The following is a 19459-nucleotide window of genomic DNA, read 5'->3' as shown; positions in this document are numbered from 1 at the left end:
CGCCCCGTCGACCCCGAGGTCCCGCATGTCGCACGCCCCTGTCCCGTCCGCCCTCGACCGCTGGTTCGAGATCAGCGCCCGGGGCTCCACCGTCGGACGCGAGGTCCGCGGTGGTCTCGCGACCTTCTTCACGATGGCCTACATCATCGTCCTGAACCCGCTCATCATCGGGACGCAGCCGGACGGGACCGGGGGCTTCCTGGGCGGTGGCAGCAGTCCCGACCTGGCCGCCGTCGCCGCGGGGACGGCCCTCGTGGCCGGGGTCGTGACCCTGCTGATGGGTGCGGTCGCGAACTACCCGCTCGCGCTGGCGACCGGGCTGGGGCTGAACGCGTTCCTGGCCTTCGGCGTGGCCAGCCTGCCGAGGATGACCTGGGCCGACGCCATGGGGCTCGTGGTCATCGAGGGCCTGGTGATCCTCGTCCTGGTGCTCACGGGTCTGCGGGAGGCGGTGTTCCGGGCCGTCCCGGCGCAGATGAAGATCGCCATCAGCGTGGGGATCGGGTTGTTCATCACGATCGTCGGGCTCGTCGACTCCGGCTTCGTCCGGGCCGGCAGCGGCACCCCCCTGGAACTCGGAATCGGCGGGTTCCTGGCCGGCTGGCCGACCCTGGTGTTCGTCGTCGGGCTCCTCCTGACGATCGTCCTGATGGTCCGCGGCGTCCGGGGTGCGATCCTCGCCGGGATCGTCGTGGCGACCGTCCTCGCGGTCGTCGTGGAGGGCGTGGCGAAGCTCGGGCCGCGCACCGGCGCCGACGGTTCCGTCGTGAACGCGCGGGCGTGGGGGCTGAACGTCCCGGAGCTGCCCGACCGGTGGATCTCCACCCCGGACTTCTCGACGCTGGGGCAGTTCTCGCTGCTGGGCTCGTTCCGGGTCATCGGCGTGGTCAGCGTCCTGCTGCTGGTCTTCACGCTCCTGCTCGCCGACTTCTTCGACACCATGGGGACCGTCGTCGCCATCGGCGCCGAGGGGGACCTGCTGGACGCGGACGGGAACCCGCCGCGGATGCGCCGGATCCTCGTCGTCGACTCGATCGCCGCGGCCGCCGGTGGTGCGGGCGGGGTCTCCAGCAACACGAGTTTCATCGAATCGGCGACGGGGGTCGGCGAGGGTGCGCGCACGGGCCTGGCGAGCGTGGTCACCGGGGTGGCGTTCCTGCTGGCGACGTTCCTGGCCCCCGTGGTGTCGATCGTCCCCTACGAGGCGGCGACCCCCGCGCTCGTGGTCGTGGGTTTCCTCATGATGACCCAGGTCAAGGGCATCGACTGGTCGGACCTGGAGATCGCCCTGCCGGCGTTCCTGACGATCGTCCTGATGCCCTTCACCTACTCCATCAGCGCCGGCATCGGGGCCGGGTTCATCGCCTTCGTGGTGCTCAAGGTGGCCAAGGGCAAGGCCCGGCTGGTGCACCCGGTGCTGTGGGTCGTCGCGGTGCTGTTCCTCGTCTACTTCGCCATCGACCCGCTGAAGGAAGCCCTCGGGGTCTCCTGAAGGAACCCCCGGACGACGTCGACGAGGACGTCCGGGGTCTCGATCTGCGGGAGGTGGCCCGCCCCGGGGAGCAGGACGAACCCGGCCCCGGGGAGGGCCGCGGCGTAGGCGCGGCCGTAGTCGGGGTCCCCGATGCGGTCCGCCTCGCCCCAGACGACGAGGGTCGGACGGGCGGTCGCCGCCAGCCGGCCGGCGAGGGTCGGGTCGGTCATGGCCGTACCGCCGTAGACCTGGAGGGTGGCGCGGTTGCCCGCCATCGCCACGAGCCGCTCGGCGGGGAGCGTGGCGGGGTCGAGGCCGAACGTCGCGGGGTCGGCGTAGCTGCGCTCGGCGACCTGCTGCGGGGTGAGGGCGAAGAAGTCGGCGACGGGGTGGCCGGGGACCTCGATCCCGACGGCGTCCACGAGGACCTGACGACCGACCCGGGTGGTGTCGAGCAGCCCGAGTTCCGCCGTGATCCAGCCGCCGAGCGAGTTGCCGACGACCGTGACGCCGTCCAGGTCGAGGGACTCCAGCAGGCCGGCGTAGAGCCGGGCGAGGTCCTGGGGCGAGCTCAGGGCATCCGGGCGGGGCGTGCCCTCGAAACCGGGGTGGGTGGGGACGATCACCCGGACGTCGGCGGTGGTGGCCAGCCGGTGCGCCCAGGCGCTGACGGTGAGGGGACCGCCGCCGCCGTGCAGCAGCAGGACGGGGCGACCGCGGCCCTGGTCGGTGCAGGTCACGGGCACGGTGGTGGTGTCGAGGGGGACGTCGAGGAGCTGCATATAAGTAACCTTAGGTCAGGTTCCTTGGATCCGCTACCCTGGGATCGTGGAACCTTCGCTGCAGGACGTCGGGCTGGCCGTCAAACGGCTGCAGTGGCGCCACCACCGGGACGCGAACCGCCAGTTGGCCACGCTCGGGGTCTCCCTCGTCCAGTGGGACGTGCTGCGACACCTCGACGCCGAACCCGAGGCCTCGCTGCACCGGCTCGCGGTCCTCACCTTCCAGACCGACCAGTCGATGGGCGAGCTGGCCCGGCGCATGATCGAGCGTGAACTCCTGGAGCGGGTCGAGGGGCCCGGCCGGGCGGTCCGGCACCGCCTCACCGCCGCGGGCGAGCAGGTGCGGGCGGCGGGGGGTGCCCTGCTCGACGAGGTCCTCGAGGAGTCGTTCGGCGGGTTGTCCGACCGAGACCGGGCGACGCTGCACCGGTTGCTGCTACGCGCGCTGGAGCAGGGTCCTCCCTCGACGTGAGTGGTGGTTCAGGCGAGGAGGGGCCGGAGGTTCTCGACCCACACGTCGTGGCCCACCTTCACGATGAGCGCCGCGACCACCACCAGGAAGACGGTGCGGATGAAGCGGGTTCCGCTGGCGATGGCCATCCGTGAGCCGAGGTAGCTGCCGCCCACGTTGGCCGCGCCCAGGAGCAGGGCCAGTCCCCAGACGACCGATCCGTGCGGGACGAAGAAGAGCAGGGCGCCGAGGTTGGTGGCGAAGTTGACGATCTTCGCCTTCGCGCTGGCCTGCAGGAAGTCGTAGCCGAGGAGGCTGACCATCGCGATGACCAGGAACGTCCCCGTCCCCGGGCCCAGGACGCCGTCGTAGACCCCGATGGCCAGGCCCACCGCGACGGCGGCGCGGTAGTGCGCGTGCCCGGAGAAGCGCAACGACGTCGTCCCGCCCAGGGCCGGCCGCAGCAGGGTGATGGTCGCGACGGTGACCAGGGCGACGACGATGACGGGTTTGAACACCGCGACCGGGAGGGCCGCGGCGATCGAGGCACCGCCGAAACTGCCCACGAGGGCGACCGCCGCCATCGGCAGGGCTGTCCGCAGGTCGGGCCGGGCCCGCCGGTAGTACGTCAGGGCACTGGTGGAGGTCCCGAAGATCGAGCCGAGCTTGTTCGTGGCCAGGGCCTGGACGGGAGCGAGGCCGGGGACGAGCAGCAGGGCCGGGAGCTGCAGGAGGCCCCCGCCGCCGACCACGGCGTCCACCCAGCCCGCCGCGAAGGCGGCCAGGAGGAGCAGCAGGAGGGTCGGGACGGCGAGGTCGGGCGGGAAGAGGACCGCCGCGGACGCCGACGAGGCGATCACCGACGAGCGGCCCGGGGGACCAGTGCGGCGACGGCGTCGGCGACCGGGGTGGGACCGGCGGTGAGTTCCACGACGGAGCGGTTCAGTCGGGGTTGGGCCAGGGCCGCGTCGAGGAACGCGGCCACGTCGTCGCGCGGCACGTCCCCGTACTCCAGGGCTGCCCGAGCGGCGACCGTGCCCGTCCCGGGGGAGTCCACCAGGGTCCCGGGGCGCACGATCAGCCAGTCGAGGTCGGTGGCGGCGAGGTGCGCGTCGGCGTCCTTCTTCACCCGCACGTAGTGCTCGAACCCTTCACCGAGCTCGCCTCCGCGCCCGGCCTCGGGGAACACCGACACCAGCAGGAACCGGGACACCCCGGCCTGCGCGGCGGCGGCGGCGGCCTTGACCACTCCCTCGCCGTCGATGGCGCTGGTCTGGTCCCGGCCCGTTCCGTGGGCCCCGGCGCTGAACACCACGGCGTCGTGCCCGGCCAGCTTCGCGGCGAGCTCGTCCACGCTGTCGGCGACGAGGTCGCCGGCGACGGGGGTCGCACCCTGCTCGGCGATGGTCGCGGCCTGCGCCCCGGCGCGGTGCATCCCGCTGACCTCGACGCCCCGGGCGACGAGCAGGGCGCTGAGTCGACGTCCGACGCCGCCGGCGGCACCGATCTGGAACACCTTCACGGGAACCTCCTCCAGCCGGGCGGGGTCCCCGGCGTCGTACGATGGTTGTCGTAGTACGACGAAGACCGTAGCACCCGCCTGCGGAACGGAGAGGAGCGAGAGTGCGGACCCTGGAGCACCCCGAGAAGGAGCGGTTCTCCCTCGACGCCGTGCTGGCGGCCCTGGCCGACCCCGTCCGGCGGCGCATCGTGGCGCAGCTGGCCGGGGGGCACGACGACCAGGCCTGCATCGCGTTCGACCTCCCCGTGACCAGGTCGACCTCGACGCACCACTTCCGGGTCCTGCGGGAGGCCGGCGTCATCGACCAGCGCTACCGCGGGACGGCCATCCTCAACACCCTGCGCCGCGCCGACCTGGACGAACGCTTCCCGGGACTGCTCCAGGCCGTGATCGACGCCCACGCGGCGACCCTCACGGGCGGGCGCGGGGGACGAGCCGCTCCAGCTGGGTGACGTGCTGGGGTCCGAGCTCGGAGACGTCGGCGACCTCGAGGAGCTTCATCGTCCGCACCACCTGCTCGGTGAGGATCTGGATCGCGCGGTCGACGCCCTGACGTCCGCCGGCCATGAGGCCGTAGAGGTAGGCGCGCCCGACCAGGGTGAACTTCGCACCCATCGCGAGGGAGGCGACGACGTCGGCTCCGTTCATGATGCCGGTGTCGATGACGACCTCGGTGTGGTGGCCGACCTCGCGGACCACCTCGGGCAGGAGGTGGAAGGGGATGGGGGCGCGGTCCAGTTGGCGGCCGCCGTGGTTGGACAGGATGATCCCGTCCACGCCGAGGTCGACGAGCTTCTTGGCGTCCGCGACGTTCTGGACGCCCTTGATGACGAGCTTCCCGGGCCACATGGCCCTGATGGTCTCCAGGTCGCCGTAGTCGATGGAGGGGTCCATCGCGTAGTCGAGGAGTTCCCCCACGGTGCCGCCGGTCTCGGTGAGGGAGGCGAACTCGAGCTTGGTGGTGGTGAGGAAGTCGAACCACCACCAGGGCCGGGTCATGGTGTCGAGGATGGTGGAGGCGGTGAGCTGGGGCGGGATGGAGAAGCCGTTGCGCTTGTCGCGCAGGCGGGCTCCCGCGATGGGGGTGTCGACGGTGAACATCAGGGTGTCGAAACCGGCCTTCGCGGCGCGCTCCACGAGGCCGTAGGAGATCTCGCGCTGGCGCATGACGTAGAGCTGGAACCAGTTGCGGCCCGTGGGGTTGGCGGCCTTCACGTGCTCGATCGAGGTGGTGCCCAGGGTGGAGAGGGTGAAGGGGATGCCGGCCGCCCCGGCGGCTCCGGCTCCGGCGGTCTCGCCCTCGGTCTGCATGAGACGGGTGAAGCCGGTGGGGGCGATGCCGAAGGGCAGGGCCGAGGGGCCGCCGAAGATCGTGGTGGAGGTGTCGACCGTGGAGACGTCGTGCAGGATCGAGGGGTGGAACTCCACGTCGGAGAAGGCCTGACGGGCTCGGGCGAGGGAGATCTCGCCCTCGGCGGAACCGTCGGTGTAGTCGAAGGCGGCGCGCGGGGTCCGGCGCTTGGCGATGTGACGCAGGTCCTCGATGGTGAGCGCGGACTCGAGGCGGCGCTTGCGGCCGTCCAGTTCCGGCTTCTTGAACTGCACCAGCTCCAGGATCTCGCGGGCGTTGGGGACCTGACGTTTCACGACACTCCTGCGGTGGTGCGATCCGGGACGTAGGTGGTGAGGTCGGCAGTCTGGCGCACCAGGGACCGCAGCGCCTCCAGGGACCCGGACAGGTCCCCGGCCGCGCGGGCCTGGACCAGGACGTTGCCCAGGGCGGTGGCCTCCACGGGCCCCGCGACCACCGGCAGTCCGCAGGCGTTCGCGGTGAGGCGGCAGAGCAGGGCGTTGCGGGCCCCCCCGCCGACGAGGTGGACGACGCGCACGGGGTGGCCGGACAACCGGACCGCGTCGGCGACGGTGCGCGCGAAGGCGTCGGCCAGGCTCTCCAGCACGCAGCGCACGACCTCGGCGGGTTCCCCCGGGGGACGGCGACCGGACTCCGCCACCGCCGCGGCGACCCGTTCGACCATCGGCCCGGGGGCCAGGAAGCGGGCGTCGTCGATGTCGATCACCGGTCCGCCCGGCGGGACCTCCGCCGCGGCGGCGAGGAGCTCGCCCAGGTCGACCCGGTCCCGCGCGGACCACTCGGCGACGCACTGCTGCAGGACCCACAGCCCCATGACGTTGCGCAGGTAGCGGATCCGGTCGTCCACGCCGCGTTCGTTGGTGAAGTTCGCCGCGAACGACTCCGCCGAGACGACGGGCTGCCCGAGTTCGACGCCGACCAGGCCCCACGTCCCGCACGCGATGTAGGCGAAGTCCTCGTCCGCGGCCGGGACGGCGACCACGGCCGAGGCCGTGTCGTGCGAACCGACCGCCACGAGGCGGGTCGCGGGGTCCAGTCCCGTGGCGTCGAGCACGTCGGGACGCAGGGTCCCCAGGACGGTTCCCGGGTCGTGCACGGGCGGCAGCAGCGTCCGCGCGAGCTCGGCGAGGTCCACGAGGTCGTCGGCCCAGCGTCCGGTCGCGACGTCGGCCAGGCCCGTCGTCGAGACGTTGGTGGCCTCCGCGCCGCGGACGCCGGACAGCCAGAACCCGAAGAGGTCCGGGAGCAGCAACGCGTCGGACGCCGCGCCCAGCAGCGGCCCGTCCGCCTCGGCGATCAGCTGGTAGATCGTCGTGAACGGCAGGTGCTGCAGACCGTTGCGCCGGTAGAGCTCCGCCCCGGGGACCCGGGCCAGGACACGCTCGGCGACCCCCTCGGTCCGGGGGTCGCGGTAGTGCCGGGGGGTCCCCAGCAGCGTCCCGTCGGCCGCCAGCAGGCCGTAGTCGACGGCCCAGGTGTCGACGGCCACGGTGCTCGCCCCGGGGTTCGTGCGGGCGACGGCGCGCAGACCGACGAGGACCTGCTGCCACAGGCCGACGGCGTCGGTGACCAGCCCGCCGTTGACCGGGATAGGGCCGTTGGGGAAGCGGTGCAGCTCCTCCAGGTGGAGCACACCCGGCGCGGCCGTGCCGAGCATCACCCGGCCGCTCGAGGCGCCGAGGTCCACCGCGATGTGGACGGACATCGTTCGGGCTCCTATCGGAGGAACGCGGCGGCGACGCCGGCGTCGACGGGGACGTGCAGACCGGTCGTGTGGCTGAGTTCGCCGGCGGTGAGGACGAACACCGCGTTGGCGACGTGCTCGGGCAGGACCTCGCGCTTGAGCAGGGTGCGCTGGGCGTAGAACTTCCCGAGGTCCTCCTCCTCGATGCCGTAGGTCTTGGCCCGCGAGGCGCCCCACCCGCCGGCGAAGATGCCCGACCCGCGCACGACCCCGTCGGGGTTCACGCCGTTGACCTTGATGCCGTGCTCACCGAGTTCCGCGGCGAGGAGGCGGACCTGGTGGGCCTGGTCCGCCTTCACCGCGGAGTAGGCGATGTTGTTCGGGCCGGCGAAGACGGAGTTCTTGGAGGCGATGTAGACGATGTCCCCGCCGAGGCCCTGGGCGATGAGGACGCGGGCCGCGGCCTGGGCGACCAGGAAGGAGCCCTTGGCCATGACGGCGTGCTGCAGGTCCCAGTCCTCCTCGGTGGTCTCCAGCAACGGCTTCGAGATCGACAACCCGGCGTTGTTCACGACGAGGTCGAGACCCCCGAAGGCCAGGACGGCCTGATCGACCGCGGCCTTCACGGCGTCGGGGTCGGAGACGTCGGCCGCGACCCCGACCGCGACGTCGGACGATCCCAGCTCGGCTGCGGCGGCCTGGGCCTTGGCCAGGTCCAGGTCGGCGACGACGACGCAGGCGCCCTCGGCGGCCAGGCGGGTGGCGATGGCCTTGCCGATGCCGGAGGCGGCACCGGTGACCAGGGCGATCCGGGTGGCCAGGGGTTTCGGTCTCGGCATCCGCTGGAGCTTGGCCTCCTCCAGGGCCCAGTACTCGATGCGGAACTTCTCCGCCTCGTCGATGGGGACGTAGCTGGAGACCCCTTCGGCTCCGCGCATGACGTTGATGGCGTTGACGTAGAACTCGCCGGCGACGCGGGCGGTCTGGGCGTCCTTGCCGTAGGAGAACATCCCGATGCCGGGGACGAGCACGACGAGCGGGTCGGCGCCGCGCAGGGCGGGGGAGTGCTCGTCGGCGTGGCGGTCGTAGTAGGCCTGGTAGTCGGCCCGGTAGTCCTCGTGCAGTTCCTGCAACCGCGTGATCGTGGTCTCGAGGTCGGTCGTCGGAGGCAGGTCGAGGAGGAGGGGTTTCACCTTGGTGCGCAGGAAGTGGTCCGGGCAGGACGTGCCGAGCGCGGCGAGGCGGGGGTGCTCGGTGCGGGAGAGGAAGTCCAGGACCACGTCGGCGTCGCTGAAGTGACCGACCTGGGGCTTGTCGTGGGAGGCGATCCCGCGGATCACCGGCGCCAGGGCGGCGGCCCGGGCCCGGCGCGCTGCGGGTTCCAGGGCCTCGTGGCCGGGCAGCACGGGGCCGAAGGGTTGCGGGTGGGAGTTCTGCGCCAGGAACGCCTCGGCGGTCTCGATGATCCACCGGGAGTTCGCCTCGGCCTGCGCCGAGGTGTCGCCCCAGGCGGTGATGCCGTGCCCGCCGAGGATCGTCCCGACGGCCTGGGGGTTGGCGTCCTTGATCGCGGCGAGGTCGAGGCCGAGCTGGAACCCCGGACGGCGCCACGGGACCCAGACGACCTTGTCGCCGTAGACCTGTTCGGTGAGCTTCTCCCCGTCGGCGGCGCAGGCCAGGGCGATGCCGGCGTCGGGGTGGAGGTGGTCGACGTGGGCGGCGTCGACCAGGGCGTGCATCGCGGTGTCGATGGACGGGGCGGCGCCGCCCCTGCCGTGCAGGCAGTAGTCGAACGCGGCGACCATCTCGTCCTCGCGCTCCAGACCCGGGTAGACGTCCTTCAACGCCCGCACGCGGTCCAGGCGCAGGACGGCGAGGCCCTGCTCGGTGAGCGTGCCGAGGTCTCCGCCGGAGCCCTTCACCCACAGCAGTTCCACGTCGGTGCCGGTGACGGGGTCGGTGGCGCTGCCCTTGGCGGAGGTGTTCCCGCCGGCGTAGTTGGTGAACCGCGGGTCCGCCCCCAGGGCGTTCGAGCGGGCGATCAGTTCCCCGACCGTGGTCCGTCCTGCAGGACTCATGCTCCCCATCCAGCCTGCTGGCCCCCGATGCGTTCGGCGGCGATCCGTGCGAGGTAGCCCGAGGCCTTGAACGCGGCCATCGGGTCCGGGTCCAGGCCCATCTCCTCGCGCAGTCCGGCGAGGAGGGGGCGGACGTCTGTGTGGTACGCGTCCATGAACACGTCGTTGGCGCCGAGGACGTCGCCGGCCTGCTGGGCGGCGCGCAGCGCGTCCCGGTCGACGAGCAGGGCCTTGGCGGTGGCCTGCTGGACGTTGGTGACGGAGCGGATCTGGCCGGGGATCTTGTCCTCGACGTTGTGGCACTGGTCGAGCATGAAGTTCACGCCGCTGTCGGCGCGCAGGGCGTCGGAGCGGACGATCTCGTACATGACCCGGAACAGCTGGAACGGGTCCGCGGCGCCGGCCATGAGGTCGTCGTCGGCGTAGAAGCGGGAGTTGAAGTCGAACGCGCCCAGGCGGCCCTGACGCAGCAGCTGGACGACGATGAACTCGATGTTGGTGCCGGGGGCGTGGTGCCCGGTGTCCAGGACGACCTTGGCCCTCTCGCCGAGTGCTAGGCAGTGCAGCAGCGAGGTGCCCCAGTCGGGGACGTCGGTGGAGTAGAAGGCGGGTTCGAAGAACTTGTACTCCAGGACGAGGCGGTGGTCGTCGTCGAGGAGGGCGTAGATCTGCTGCAGGGACTCCGCGAGGCGGTCCTGGCGGTCCCGCAGGTCGTCCTGGCCGGGGTAGTTGGTGCCGTCCGGGAGCCACAGCTTGAGTTCCTTGGACCCGGTGGCCCGCATGACGTCGATGCACTGGGCGTGGTGGGCGACGGCCTTGGCGCGCACCTTCGGGTCGGTGTGGGTCAGGGAGCCGAGCTTGTACTCGTCGTCCTGGAAGAGGTTGGAGTTGATCATGCCGATGGTGACGCCGAGGTCGGCCGCGTGGGCGGCGAGCTTGCCGTAGTCGTCGACGAGGTCCCAGGGGATGTGCAGGGAGACGCGGGGGGCGACGCCCGTGTAGCGGTGCACCTGGGCGGCGTCGCTGAGCTTCTCGAAGGGGTCGCGGGGGGTTCCGGGGGTGCCGAACACCTTGAAGCGGGTGCCGGAGTTCCCGAACGCCCAGCTGGGGAGTTCGATCGTCTGCTCGCGCAGGGCGGCGAGGACCTGTGTCTCGTTCATGGGGACTCCACTCCATCGGGGTCCGGTCACGATAGCGGGACTTTGACACGTTTCACAAGGTGCGTCGAACACGCTGCCCGCCGAGGCGGTCGTCGTTTCGGGCCTCGGTCCACGAACTGACGTGGGTAAGCGCATTCCGGGCTGACCTGCGCAAACGATCCGGGAATGTGACGGCTCGGTGCTTGACTCCCGGTGCCCCAGTCTCCAAACTCGGGGTACCGCTTTGAATCGTGTCAGGCGGTGAAGTGCCGGCACTGCCGCCGGCTGCAGTCTCGAAGAGGAGACGTCCATGACACACGATCCACACCGCGTCCGACCGTTGCGTCGCGCCCTCGCCCTGGCCGTCGTCCTGACCCTGGCGCCGCTGACCGCCTGCAGCGCAGGCAGCCTGGGCTCGACCTCCGACGACAGCGCCGGAGGCACGACCATCACCTGGCTCACGGGGGTCGACGAGACGGCGCAGGCCACCGCGAAGGCCGTCGTGACCGCCTTCGAGAAGGAGAACCCCGACATCACCGTCAAGCTCGACGGCAAGCCGGCGGGGACCGAGGGCGACAACCTCGTCAAGACCCGGTTGCAGACCGGCAGCATGCCCGACGTCTTCGACTACAACTCCGGCTCGTTGTTCCAGCAGATCGCACCGGAGAAGAACCTGGCCAAGCTCACGGGCGACGCTTCGGTGGCGAAGGTCGACGAGGCGTTCACGCCGCAGGTGTCGGTGGGCGACGACGTCTACGGGGTCCCCTACGGAACCGCCTTCGGTGGCGGGGTCATGTACAACAAGAAGGTCTTCGAGCAGCTCGGTCTGAGCGTCCCGACCACCTGGGCCGAGTTCGTCAGCGTCAGCGACAAGATCAAGGCCGCCGGCATCACGCCGGTCGTCCAGACCTACGGCGAGACCTGGACGGCGCAGCTCTTCGTGCTCGGCGACTTCCACAACGTCGCCGCGGCGAAGCCGAACTGGGCCGCCGACTACACGGCGAACAAGGCCAAGTACGCCTCCGACCCGGTGGCCGAGGCCGGGTTCCAGCACCTGCAGGAGGTCTACGAGAAGGGGTACGAGAACTCCGACTACGCCTCCGCGAAGGTGCCGGACGGCATGCGGATGCTCGCCGACGGCACCGGGGCGATGTACCCGATCCTCTCCAGCAACATCACGACCCTCGCCGCGGCGTCGCCGGACAAGGTGAACGACATCGGCTTCTTCGCGCTGCCGGGGACCGACGCCGCGGCGAACGGGCTCACGGCCTGGTTCCCGAACGCCGTCTACATCCCGGCCACGACGAAGGGGGACCAGCTGAGCGCCGCGAAGAAGTTCCTGGCCTTCGTGGCCAGCCCGGCCGGTTGCGAGGCGCAGACTTCCGCCAGCCCGCCCACCGGTCCGTACCTGGTCGAGGGGTGCACGTTGCCGGCCGACGTCCCCCAGGTGACCAAGGACGTCCAGGCCTACTTCGACGCCGACAAGCAGTCCCCGGCGCTGGAGTTCCTGTCCCCGGTCAAGGGGCCGAACCTGGAGCAGCTCTGCGTGCAGGTGGGCTCGGGCATCAGCTCGGCCGCCGACGCCGCGAAGCTCTACGACCAGGACGTCGAGAAGCAGGCCCAGCAACTCGGCCTCGCGGGCTGGTGACGGGCGTGTCGACGACCGTCAGCACGGACTCGCCGAAGGCGCGCGTCCACGCCCCCCGCGGCGAGCGTCGTGGCGGGCGTCGACGCAGCTTCTACCCGAACTGGTTCTACCTGCCGGCGGCCGTGATCTACGGCCTGCTCTTCCTCATCCCCACGTTGCTGTCGTTCTACTTCAGCCTCACGCGGTGGACGATCTTCACCAGTGAGTTCATCGGGTTCGACAACTTCCGGCAGTTCTTCTCCGAACCCGCGCTGACGAAGGGCTTCGTGAACACCCTGGTCTACGCGGTCATCACCTCGGGCGCGAAGGTCGTGCTGGGGATGGCCCTGGGGTTGTTGCTGACCTCGCAGATCGTCGGCCGCGGCTACCTCCGCTCGGTCGTGTTCTTCCCGGTGCTGGTGTCCACGGTCGGGGTCGGCATCACCTTCCAGGTCCTCATGCACCCCAGCAAGGGCGTCATCAACCACGTCCTGGGGATGGTCGGCCTCGACGGGCCGGGCTGGTTGACGAACCCCTCGCTCGCCCTGTTCTCCGTCGCGCTCGTGGACGTCTGGAAGGGGGTCGGGCTCGCCACGGTCATCTACATGGCCGGGATCGTCTCGATCCCCAACGAGTACCGCGAGGCGGCGAAGGTCGACGGGGCCGGGCCGTGGGCGTCGTTCCGCAACATCGTCCTGCCGCTGTCCTGGCCCGCGACGTCCACCGTCGTGACGCTCTCGCTCATCGGCGGTCTGCGGTCCTTCGACCTGATCTGGGCCATGACGAAGGGCGGTCCGGGTTTCACCTCCGACGTGATCGCGTCGGTGATCTACAAGCAGTACCAGGCCGGTTTCTACGGCCTCTCGACCGCGGGCAACGTGATCCTGTTCATCGCGGTCACGGCGATCGTGATCCCGTTGACCCGGTTCATGGCGAAGCGTGAGGTGGACCTGTGAACCGGACCCTGGCCCGCTACGGGCTCGGCGGGGTGGCCATCGTGGCCAGTGTCGTCGTCTTCCTCGTCCCGTTCGCGTTCATCGTCCTCACGGCCGTGATGGACGCCCAGCAGGCCGGGGAGTTCGCGCTGGCCTGGCCACGGAACTTCGACCTCGTGCAGAACTTCACGACGGTCCTCCAGACGCGCGACTACATCCTGGTCATCGCGTTCATCAACTCCACGGTCCTCACCGTCGTCTCGGTGACCGCCCTCGTGATCCTCGGGGCGATGGTCGCCTTCGTGCTGCAGCGCCGCAAGAGCCGGCTGACCCCGGTGGTGAGCTTCCTCGTGCTGGCCGGGCTCATCATGCCGCCAGCCATCGTCCCGACGATCTGGGTGCTGCAGAAGCTGGGGTTGTTCGGCGGGATGCCGGGCCTGATCTTCGTGGAGATCGCCTACGGGCTCTCGTTCACGATCCTGCTGTTCCGGGCCTTCCTGGGCACGGTGCCCCGGGAGCTCGACGAGGCCGCGATCCTCGACGGTGCAGGTCCCTTCCGGTTGTTCTTCCGCGTGATCCTGCCGCTGCTGCGACCGGTCACGGTGACGATCATCGTCGTGCAGTCGGTGAACATCTTCAACGACTTCACCAACCCGCTGTACTTCGCGCCCGGTGACGACAACGCGACGGTCCAGCTGACCTTGTTCAACTTCCAGAGCCAGAACCTGAACTCCTACAACCTGCTGTTCATGGACATCCTGCTCATCACCATTCCGCCGTTGCTCATGTACCTGTTCTTCAACCGTCAGATCGTCGCCGGCATGACGTCCGGCGCCGTCAAGGGCTGAACCCGGCCCCACCGTCGCACCGCAGGAGGAAGCACCCCCATGACCCCACGCTGGCAGGCGGCGATGATCGTCGCCGACGAGGTCGACCAGGCTCCGTTGTTGCGCACGCGCTTCACCCTCGACGAGGGCCACGGGGAGGTGACCTCGGCCGTCCTGCACGTCAGTGCCCTCGGGGTGGTGGAACCCCAGCTCGACGGCGAACCCGTGGGCGAGGACGTCCTCACCCCGGGCTGGAGCAGCTACGAGTGGCGGTTGCGCTACGTCAGTCACGACGTGACGTCGCGCCTCAGCGCGGGGGACCACGTCCTCGGCCTGGCGCTGGGCAACGGGTGGGCCGTCGGGCGCCTCGCGTGGAGCGGCGACAGCGGGCTGTACTCCAAGGACATCGGAGGTTTCGCCCAGCTCGAGGTCACCTTCGCCGACGGCCACGAACAGGTCGTCGCGACCGGTGCCGACTGGCAGGCGCGGCCCTCGGCGGTGCTGGCCGACGAGATCTACGACGGTCAGACGATCGACGCCCGGTTGCGGGCACCCCGCTGGGCCGCACTCGACGGCCCCGTCGACGGGTGGAGCGGGGTGCACGTCGCGGAGTTCGACACCGGGCGCCTCACCGAGCACATCGGGCCGCCGGTACGTCGGCAGGAGGTGGTCCGTCCCGTCGCGGTGACGACGTCGCCGAGCGGGCAGACCCTCGTCGACTTCGGTCAGAACCTCGTCGGCTGGTTGCGGTTCACCGTGCAGGGCGAGGCGGGTTCGACCATCACCGTCCGGCACGCCGAGGTCCTCGAGCACGGGGAACTGGGTACCCGTCCGCTGCGCACCGCCGAGGCGACCGACCGGTTCGTCCTCTCCGGGGGGCGGGACACCTTCGAACCCACGTTCACGTTCCACGGGTTCCGCTACGTCGAGATCGGGGGCTGGCCCGGGGTCCTCGACGTGGACGACCTCGAAGCCGTCGTCGTGCACTCGCAACTGCGCCGCACGGGCGAGTTCGAGTGCTCGCACGAACTCGTCAACCAGCTCCACCGCAACGTCGTCTGGGGCCAGAAGGGGAACTTCCTCGACGTCCCCACGGACTGCCCGCAGCGCGACGAACGGCTCGGCTGGACGGGCGACCTCGCGGTGTTCGGCCCCAGCGCCGCCTACCTCTTCGACGTGTCGACGTTCCTGCAGGACTGGCTGCGTGACCTCGACGCCGAACAGGCGCACAACCAGGGCATCACGCCCTACGTGGTGCCCGACGTCCTGAAGTTCAACCCGCCGAAGGAACTGCGCGGCGAGCCCGACACGACCTCCTTCTGGTCCGACGTCGCGGTCTGGCTGCCGTGGTCGCTCTACCAGGCCTACGGCGACGAGGCGGCGCTGGCCGAGGCCTACCCCGCCGCGGTCGCCCACGTGCGCCGCGTGGAGTCCCTGCTGTCCCCGACCGACCTGTGGGACACCGGGTTCCAGTTCGCCGACTGGCTGGACCCGGATGCACCGCCGGACGACCCGGCCGCGGCCAAGGCGGACAAGGGCGTGGTCTCGACGGCCGCCGCCCACCGCAGCGCCCGGACGCTGGCCCGGATCGCGGAGGTCCTCGGGAAGCCGGCGGACGTGGCGGAGTTCGGCGCCCTGGCCGACCGCCTGCGCACCGCGTTCACCGAGCACTACGTCGAGGCCGACGGCCGGGTCCGGTCCGACTGCGCCACGGTCTACGCCCTGGCCATCGACTTCGGGCTGCTCGAGGGCGACGTGCGGGCGAAGGCGGGCGACCGGCTCGCCGAGGTCGTGGCCAAGGCCGGCTACCGCGTCTCCACGGGGTTCGCGGGAACCCCCTACGTGACCGACGCCCTCACCGCGACCGGCCACCTGGAGGAGGCCTACCGGCTGCTGCTGGAGGAGGGCTGCCCGTCCTGGCTCTACCCGGTGACCATGGGGGCGACGACGGTCTGGGAACGCTGGGACTCGATGCTGCCCGGCGGGACGATCAACCCGGGGCAGATGACGAGCTTCAACCACTACGCCCTGGGGGCCGTGGCCGACTGGATGCACCGGGTGGTGGCGGGTCTGTCCCCGCTGGAGCCCGGCTACGCCCGCTCGCTCATCGCCCCGCAGCCCGGCGGTGGCCTCGCGTGGGCGCGGGGTGCGCTGGAGACCCCGCACGGCCGCCTCGCGGTCCACTGGCGTGACGAGCCGAGCGGGCTCACCGTCGACGTCACGGTGCCGGCCGGGACGACCGCGCTGCTGCGGCTGCCGAACGGGACCGAGCAGGAACTCACGGCCGGTGAGCACACGGTGACTGGCTGAGGAGCAGAGCGTGACGTACGGCCCGGTACGGCGTGATCACCCGCGCGCCGTGCCGGGCCCTGTCCGTCGCGGCTGGAAGGATCGCCTCATGACTCGAGGCAGCGGGCGGTCCCCCTTCGCGCCCGACGTCCTGCCCGACGGCCGGCGTCGCTACAGCCACCGCGCCGTCGTGGCCCGTCGGACGCTGCTCGTGGGGGTCGTCGCCGCCGGGACGAGCATCGGGGTCGTCGCGACCCGGGCCGGGGGAGTCGACGACTCACCCGGCGTCGTGGGAGTGGCCGGCGGGGACCCCGCCGTCCATGACGCGGCCGCGCAGCCCGCTCCGTCCGCGACCCCGCCCGCGCACTCCCTCACCGAGGCCGGCAGCCCGTGGGTCATCGTGAACAAGCAGCACCCGATCGCCCCCCACGACTACGCCCCGGAGATCGCCGTCGTGGGCGGCAAAGAGGTCGCGAGCACGATCGCGGCCGACCTGCAGGGGCTGCTGGCGGCGGCGAAGTCGGCCACGGTGTCCCTCGGGGTGACCAGCGGGTTCCGCTCACTGGCCCACCAGCAGGACGTCCACGACAACGCGGTCGCCCGCGACGGCGTGGAGAGCGCCGAGAGCGTCTCCGCCCGCCCCGGCTACAGCGAGCACCAGACCGGCCTCGCCGTCGACTTCAGCGGCAGCAGCCGACCCGGGTGCCTCCTGGAGAACTGCTTCGGCCAGACACCCGAGTACGACTGGCTGGTCGCCAACGCCGGCCGGTTCGGCTTCCTCCGGCGCTACCCCGACGACAAGACCGACGTCACCGGCTACGCGCCCGAACCCTGGCACTGGCGCTGGGTGGGGACCGACCTCGTCGCGCAGATGGCGGCGAAGGGGGTCACGACGATGGAGGAGTTCTTCGGCGTCTCCGGCGGTTCGACCTACGCGTGAACCCCTCGACCGCGGGGTTGCCCGTCTCGCGGTTCGAGATCGGGACACCGCTCGGGGTGCGTTCACGCACGGCATGCACTGGACTGGGTCGGTGCAGCTAGGGGCGACCGCGGCAGAGTCCGTGAGCATCAAGGGCAACGACGTCATCCTGCGTGCCGACGGGCGCGCCGAGGTCTACGACCTCTCCTACGTGCGGATGCTCGTGCCCTACCTGATCGGGGAGCGCGACGTCCCGCCGATGCGGCTCGCGCACTTCCGGCCCGGGATCAAGCCCTGGCTCTGCCTCAGCGTCATCGAGGACGACGGCTCCGAACCGAACCTCGCCGGCGTCGCCATCTACTCCGGCCTCGGCAGCCACCGGGAGATGGGTCTGCACCTGAACCGCTCCGAGGCGTGGCGCCTCGCCGAGATGCTCACCCGGGCGATGCCCGTGCAGCACCAGCGCCAGCACGAGGACGACGAGCCCGCGAAGGAGCAATCCCGCGGCGAGCAGGACCCGGCCGCCTGAGCGGTCGGATCGTCGTAGGTGGCGTCGTACGGTGACGGGGTGGAGCGACTCACAGCCCTGGTGACCGGTTCCGTCCAGGGTGTCGGGTTCCGGTGGTGGGTGCAGCGCCAGGCCGGCGATCTCGGGCTGAGCGGATCCGCGACGAACACCCCGGACGGACGGGTCGAGGTCCTCGCGGAGGGTGATCGTCCCGCGTTGAAGTCGCTGCTGTCCCGGCTGCGCGCCGACCCCTCCACGCACGAACGCCCCGGGCGGGTCACCCGGGTCATCGACCACTGGGGACCCGCCGAGGGCGTCGAGGGGTTCGAGACGCGTTAGGCGTCGGCGTGGGCCCGTCGGGCCGGCTTCGCGACGAGGAACAGCATCAGCGCCGCGGCGCCGGTGCAGGCGAGCATCGTCGTGACCATCGGAACCGCGGAGTGCTCCCCGGCCAACCCGACCACGGGGGAGACCAGCGCACCGATGGTGAACTGCAACGCACCCTGCAGCGCCGACCCGGTGCCGGAGGCGAAGCGCACCTCGTCGGCCGCGAGCGCCGTGGCGTTGCCGAAGACCAGACCGCAGCTGAACACGGTGAACCACAGCAGCACGAGCACGGCCGGCGTCCAGGCGTGGAAGGCGAGCACGGTCGTGAACAACCCCGCGGCGCAGACGACCTGGATCAGCACGCCGGCGGCCAGGATCTGGGACGGGCCGTGGCGGCGCAGCAGGCGGGTCGAGACGGCGCCGCCCGCGGCGATGCCGAGGGCGTTGGTCGCGAACACCAGCGAGTAGGTGCCGGTGGAGAGCCCGACGACGTTCTGCAGGACGAAAGGCGAGGCGGAGACGTAGGAGAAGACCGTCCCGAAGACCAGGACGAGGGTTCCGACGTAGCCGACGTAGCCGCGGCGCGACAGCACGGCCTTGGCGGTGACCACGACGTCGCGGACCCCGCCGGCGTGGCGGCGCTCGCGGGGGAGGGTCTCGGGCACGACGAAGTACGCGGCGACCACCATCGCCAGCGCGGCGAGAGCGGTGACCCCGAAGATCCCGCGCCAGCCGCCGTGGCCCGCGATGAGCCCTCCGAGCAGGGGCGCGACCACGGGGGCGACGCCGCCGATGACGCCGAGGGTCGAGAACGCGCGGGCGGCGGCGCGCCCGGTGGCGAGGTCGGCGACGACGGCGCGGCCGATGACGAGCCCGGCCGCTCCCGCCAGCCCCTGGACGAGGCGGGCGAGCACGAGGACACCGATGGAGGGCGTCAGGGCGCAGACGATCCCGGCGAGGAACGTGACGGCCGAGCCGGCCAGCAGCAGCCTGCGACGGCCGAGCCGGTCGGAGAGCGGACCGAGCACGAGCTGCCCGGCGGCCATGCCCAGCATGAAGGTGGTGAGCGTCAGCTGGACCCGGGCCGCGCTGGTGGACAGGTCGCCCGCGAGGTCGGGGAACGTCGGCAGGTACATGTCGACGGCGAACGGTCCGATCGCGGACAGCAGCGCCAGCGTCACGAGCAGCTTGAGCGGGACCTCCTGGCCCTGGGCGACGGCGTTCGGGGCGCCGACCCGGCCGGCGAGCACCGAGGGGGCCCGGCGGGGTGCGGGCAGGACCCGGGCGGGAAGGCCGCGGAGGAGGTTGCGGGAGGCGGGGCGGGGACTGCGGGTGAGGCGGCTGGTTCGCTGCTCGCCGGTGGGGCGGGTCGGCACAGAGGTCCTTCCGGGGAGTGCGCGGGGTGCGAGGGTGTTCCACCGTTCTACATCGGCACCCGGTCACGCATCGAGTACCGAGCGTGTCGTGGTTTCGGTCATTCCGGGTCGTGATGACCGCCGGCAGGTCCGCCGCGCGCGACGTTCGC

At 71.3% G+C, this 19459-nt stretch carries 18 protein-coding genes; 10 read left to right on the top strand and 8 right to left on the bottom strand.

The window, feature by feature from the left end; all coding sequences use genetic code 11:
• Positions 1-25: 25 nt before the first annotated feature.
• Positions 26-1492: an NCS2 family permease gene (locus OG218_RS04985; RefSeq protein ID WP_328292095.1), complete on the top strand. Its 1467-nt coding sequence runs from the start codon at positions 26-28 to the stop codon at positions 1490-1492.
• Here OG218_RS04985 and OG218_RS04980 read toward each other — a convergent pair.
• On the bottom strand, positions 1447-2256 hold the full coding sequence (locus OG218_RS04980; protein WP_328292094.1) for an alpha/beta fold hydrolase: 810 nt from the start codon (positions 2254-2256) through the stop codon (positions 1447-1449). The genes OG218_RS04985 and OG218_RS04980 overlap by 46 nt on opposite strands.
• Before the next feature lie 46 nt (positions 2257-2302).
• On the opposite strand from OG218_RS04980, the gene OG218_RS04975 reads away from it, so the two are divergent.
• On the top strand, positions 2303-2728 hold the full coding sequence (locus OG218_RS04975; RefSeq protein ID WP_328292093.1) for a MarR family winged helix-turn-helix transcriptional regulator: 426 nt from the start codon (positions 2303-2305) through the stop codon (positions 2726-2728).
• 8 nt (positions 2729-2736) lie between these two features.
• Here the strand turns inward: OG218_RS04975 and OG218_RS04970 are convergent, their stop codons facing one another.
• Together OG218_RS04970 and OG218_RS04965 are read right to left on the bottom strand one after the other, a co-directional pair.
• Complete coding sequence (locus tag OG218_RS04970; RefSeq protein WP_328292092.1) at positions 2737-3567, bottom strand: sulfite exporter TauE/SafE family protein; 831 nt, start codon at positions 3565-3567, stop codon at positions 2737-2739.
• Positions 3564-4229, bottom strand: coding sequence for an NAD(P)H-binding protein (locus OG218_RS04965; protein ID WP_328292091.1), 666 nt, complete (start codon positions 4227-4229; stop codon positions 3564-3566). The genes OG218_RS04970 and OG218_RS04965 overlap by 4 nt, the downstream gene beginning before the upstream one ends.
• 101 nt (positions 4230-4330) lie before the next feature.
• Between OG218_RS04965 and OG218_RS04960 the strand changes: the two genes are divergently transcribed.
• Positions 4331-4681, top strand: coding sequence for an ArsR/SmtB family transcription factor (locus OG218_RS04960; RefSeq protein WP_328292090.1), 351 nt, complete (start codon positions 4331-4333; stop codon positions 4679-4681).
• On the opposite strand, the gene OG218_RS04955 is transcribed toward OG218_RS04960, so the two are convergent.
• From OG218_RS04955 to rhaI, 4 genes are read right to left on the bottom strand one after another with little or no spacing between them, the layout of a single operon-like run.
• A complete protein-coding gene (locus tag OG218_RS04955; RefSeq protein ID WP_328292089.1) occupies positions 4641-5876 on the bottom strand; it encodes an alpha-hydroxy acid oxidase in 1236 nt (411 codons plus the stop codon). The genes OG218_RS04960 and OG218_RS04955 overlap by 41 nt on opposite strands.
• Entirely contained in the window at positions 5873-7306 is a 1434-nt protein-coding gene (locus OG218_RS04950; RefSeq protein WP_328292088.1) for a rhamnulokinase, read from the bottom strand. The genes OG218_RS04955 and OG218_RS04950 overlap by 4 nt, the downstream gene beginning before the upstream one ends.
• An 11-nt stretch (positions 7307-7317) precedes the next feature.
• A complete protein-coding gene (locus OG218_RS04945) occupies positions 7318-9372 on the bottom strand; it encodes a bifunctional aldolase/short-chain dehydrogenase (RefSeq protein ID WP_380161535.1) in 2055 nt (684 codons plus the stop codon).
• Positions 9360-10523 (bottom strand): L-rhamnose isomerase, encoded by a 1164-nt coding sequence (gene rhaI, locus OG218_RS04940; RefSeq protein ID WP_328292086.1) that lies wholly within the window; start codon positions 10521-10523, stop codon positions 9360-9362. Before rhaI ends, OG218_RS04945 begins: the two co-directional genes overlap by 13 nt.
• Positions 10524-10812: 289 nt before the next feature.
• Here rhaI and OG218_RS04935 point away from each other — a divergent pair, with 289 nt between their 5' ends.
• The 7 genes from OG218_RS04935 to OG218_RS04905 all read left to right on the top strand — a co-directional run bounded on the left by OG218_RS04935 (position 10813) and on the right by OG218_RS04905 (position 17946).
• Entirely contained in the window at positions 10813-12150 is a 1338-nt protein-coding gene (locus OG218_RS04935) for an ABC transporter substrate-binding protein (RefSeq protein ID WP_328292085.1), read from the top strand.
• A gap of 5 nt (positions 12151-12155) precedes the next feature.
• The gene (locus tag OG218_RS04930) at positions 12156-13085 is read left to right on the top strand and encodes a carbohydrate ABC transporter permease (protein ID WP_328292084.1); all 930 of its coding nucleotides are present in this window, start codon (positions 12156-12158) and stop codon (positions 13083-13085) included.
• Entirely contained in the window at positions 13082-13912 is an 831-nt protein-coding gene (locus OG218_RS04925) for a carbohydrate ABC transporter permease (RefSeq protein WP_328292083.1), read from the top strand. The genes OG218_RS04930 and OG218_RS04925 overlap by 4 nt, the downstream gene beginning before the upstream one ends.
• Before the next feature lie 39 nt (positions 13913-13951).
• Positions 13952-16201: a family 78 glycoside hydrolase catalytic domain gene (locus OG218_RS04920; protein ID WP_328292082.1), complete on the top strand. Its 2250-nt coding sequence runs from the start codon at positions 13952-13954 to the stop codon at positions 16199-16201.
• Positions 16202-16289: 88 nt separating this feature from the next.
• A complete protein-coding gene (locus tag OG218_RS04915) occupies positions 16290-17120 on the top strand; it encodes a M15 family metallopeptidase (protein WP_328292081.1) in 831 nt (276 codons plus the stop codon).
• Between the two features lie 121 nt (positions 17121-17241).
• Positions 17242-17628: a hypothetical protein gene (locus OG218_RS04910; protein WP_328292080.1), complete on the top strand. Its 387-nt coding sequence runs from the start codon at positions 17242-17244 to the stop codon at positions 17626-17628.
• 39 nt (positions 17629-17667) lie between these two features.
• Positions 17668-17946 carry an acylphosphatase gene (locus OG218_RS04905; RefSeq protein WP_328292079.1) on the top strand — a complete coding sequence of 93 codons (279 nt, stop codon included), beginning with the start codon at positions 17668-17670 and terminating at the stop codon, positions 17944-17946.
• Here OG218_RS04905 and OG218_RS04900 read toward each other — a convergent pair.
• Complete coding sequence (locus OG218_RS04900) at positions 17943-19310, bottom strand: multidrug effflux MFS transporter (protein WP_328292078.1); 1368 nt, start codon at positions 19308-19310, stop codon at positions 17943-17945. The genes OG218_RS04905 and OG218_RS04900 overlap by 4 nt on opposite strands.
• Positions 19311-19459 lie beyond the last annotated feature (149 nt).

This window comes from Kineococcus sp. NBC_00420 (assembly GCF_036021035.1).
GTDB lineage: Bacteria > Actinomycetota > Actinomycetes > Actinomycetales > Kineococcaceae > Kineococcus.
The sequence above is the reverse complement of the archived record's forward strand: the minus strand, read 5'-3'. Positions and strand labels throughout refer to the sequence as shown.

Excerpts from the sequence above, each read along its gene's own strand:
- OG218_RS04985 (WP_328292095.1), top strand. The coding sequence starts at position 26 with ATGTCGCACGCCCCTGTCCCGTCCGCCCTCGACCGCTGGTTCGAGATC.
- OG218_RS04980 (WP_328292094.1), bottom strand. The coding sequence starts at position 2,256 with ATGCAGCTCCTCGACGTCCCCCTCGACACCACCACCGTGCCCGTGACC.
- OG218_RS04950 (WP_328292088.1), bottom strand. The coding sequence starts at position 7,306 with ATGTCCGTCCACATCGCGGTGGACCTCGGCGCCTCGAGCGGCCGGGTG.
- OG218_RS04945 (WP_380161535.1), bottom strand. The coding sequence starts at position 9,372 with ATGGGGAGCATGAGTCCTGCAGGACGGACCACGGTCGGGGAACTGATC.
- rhaI (WP_328292086.1), bottom strand. The coding sequence starts at position 10,523 with ATGAACGAGACACAGGTCCTCGCCGCCCTGCGCGAGCAGACGATCGAA.
- OG218_RS04935 (WP_328292085.1), top strand. The coding sequence starts at position 10,813 with ATGACACACGATCCACACCGCGTCCGACCGTTGCGTCGCGCCCTCGCC.
- OG218_RS04920 (WP_328292082.1), top strand. The coding sequence starts at position 13,952 with ATGACCCCACGCTGGCAGGCGGCGATGATCGTCGCCGACGAGGTCGAC.
- OG218_RS04915 (WP_328292081.1), top strand. The coding sequence starts at position 16,290 with ATGACTCGAGGCAGCGGGCGGTCCCCCTTCGCGCCCGACGTCCTGCCC.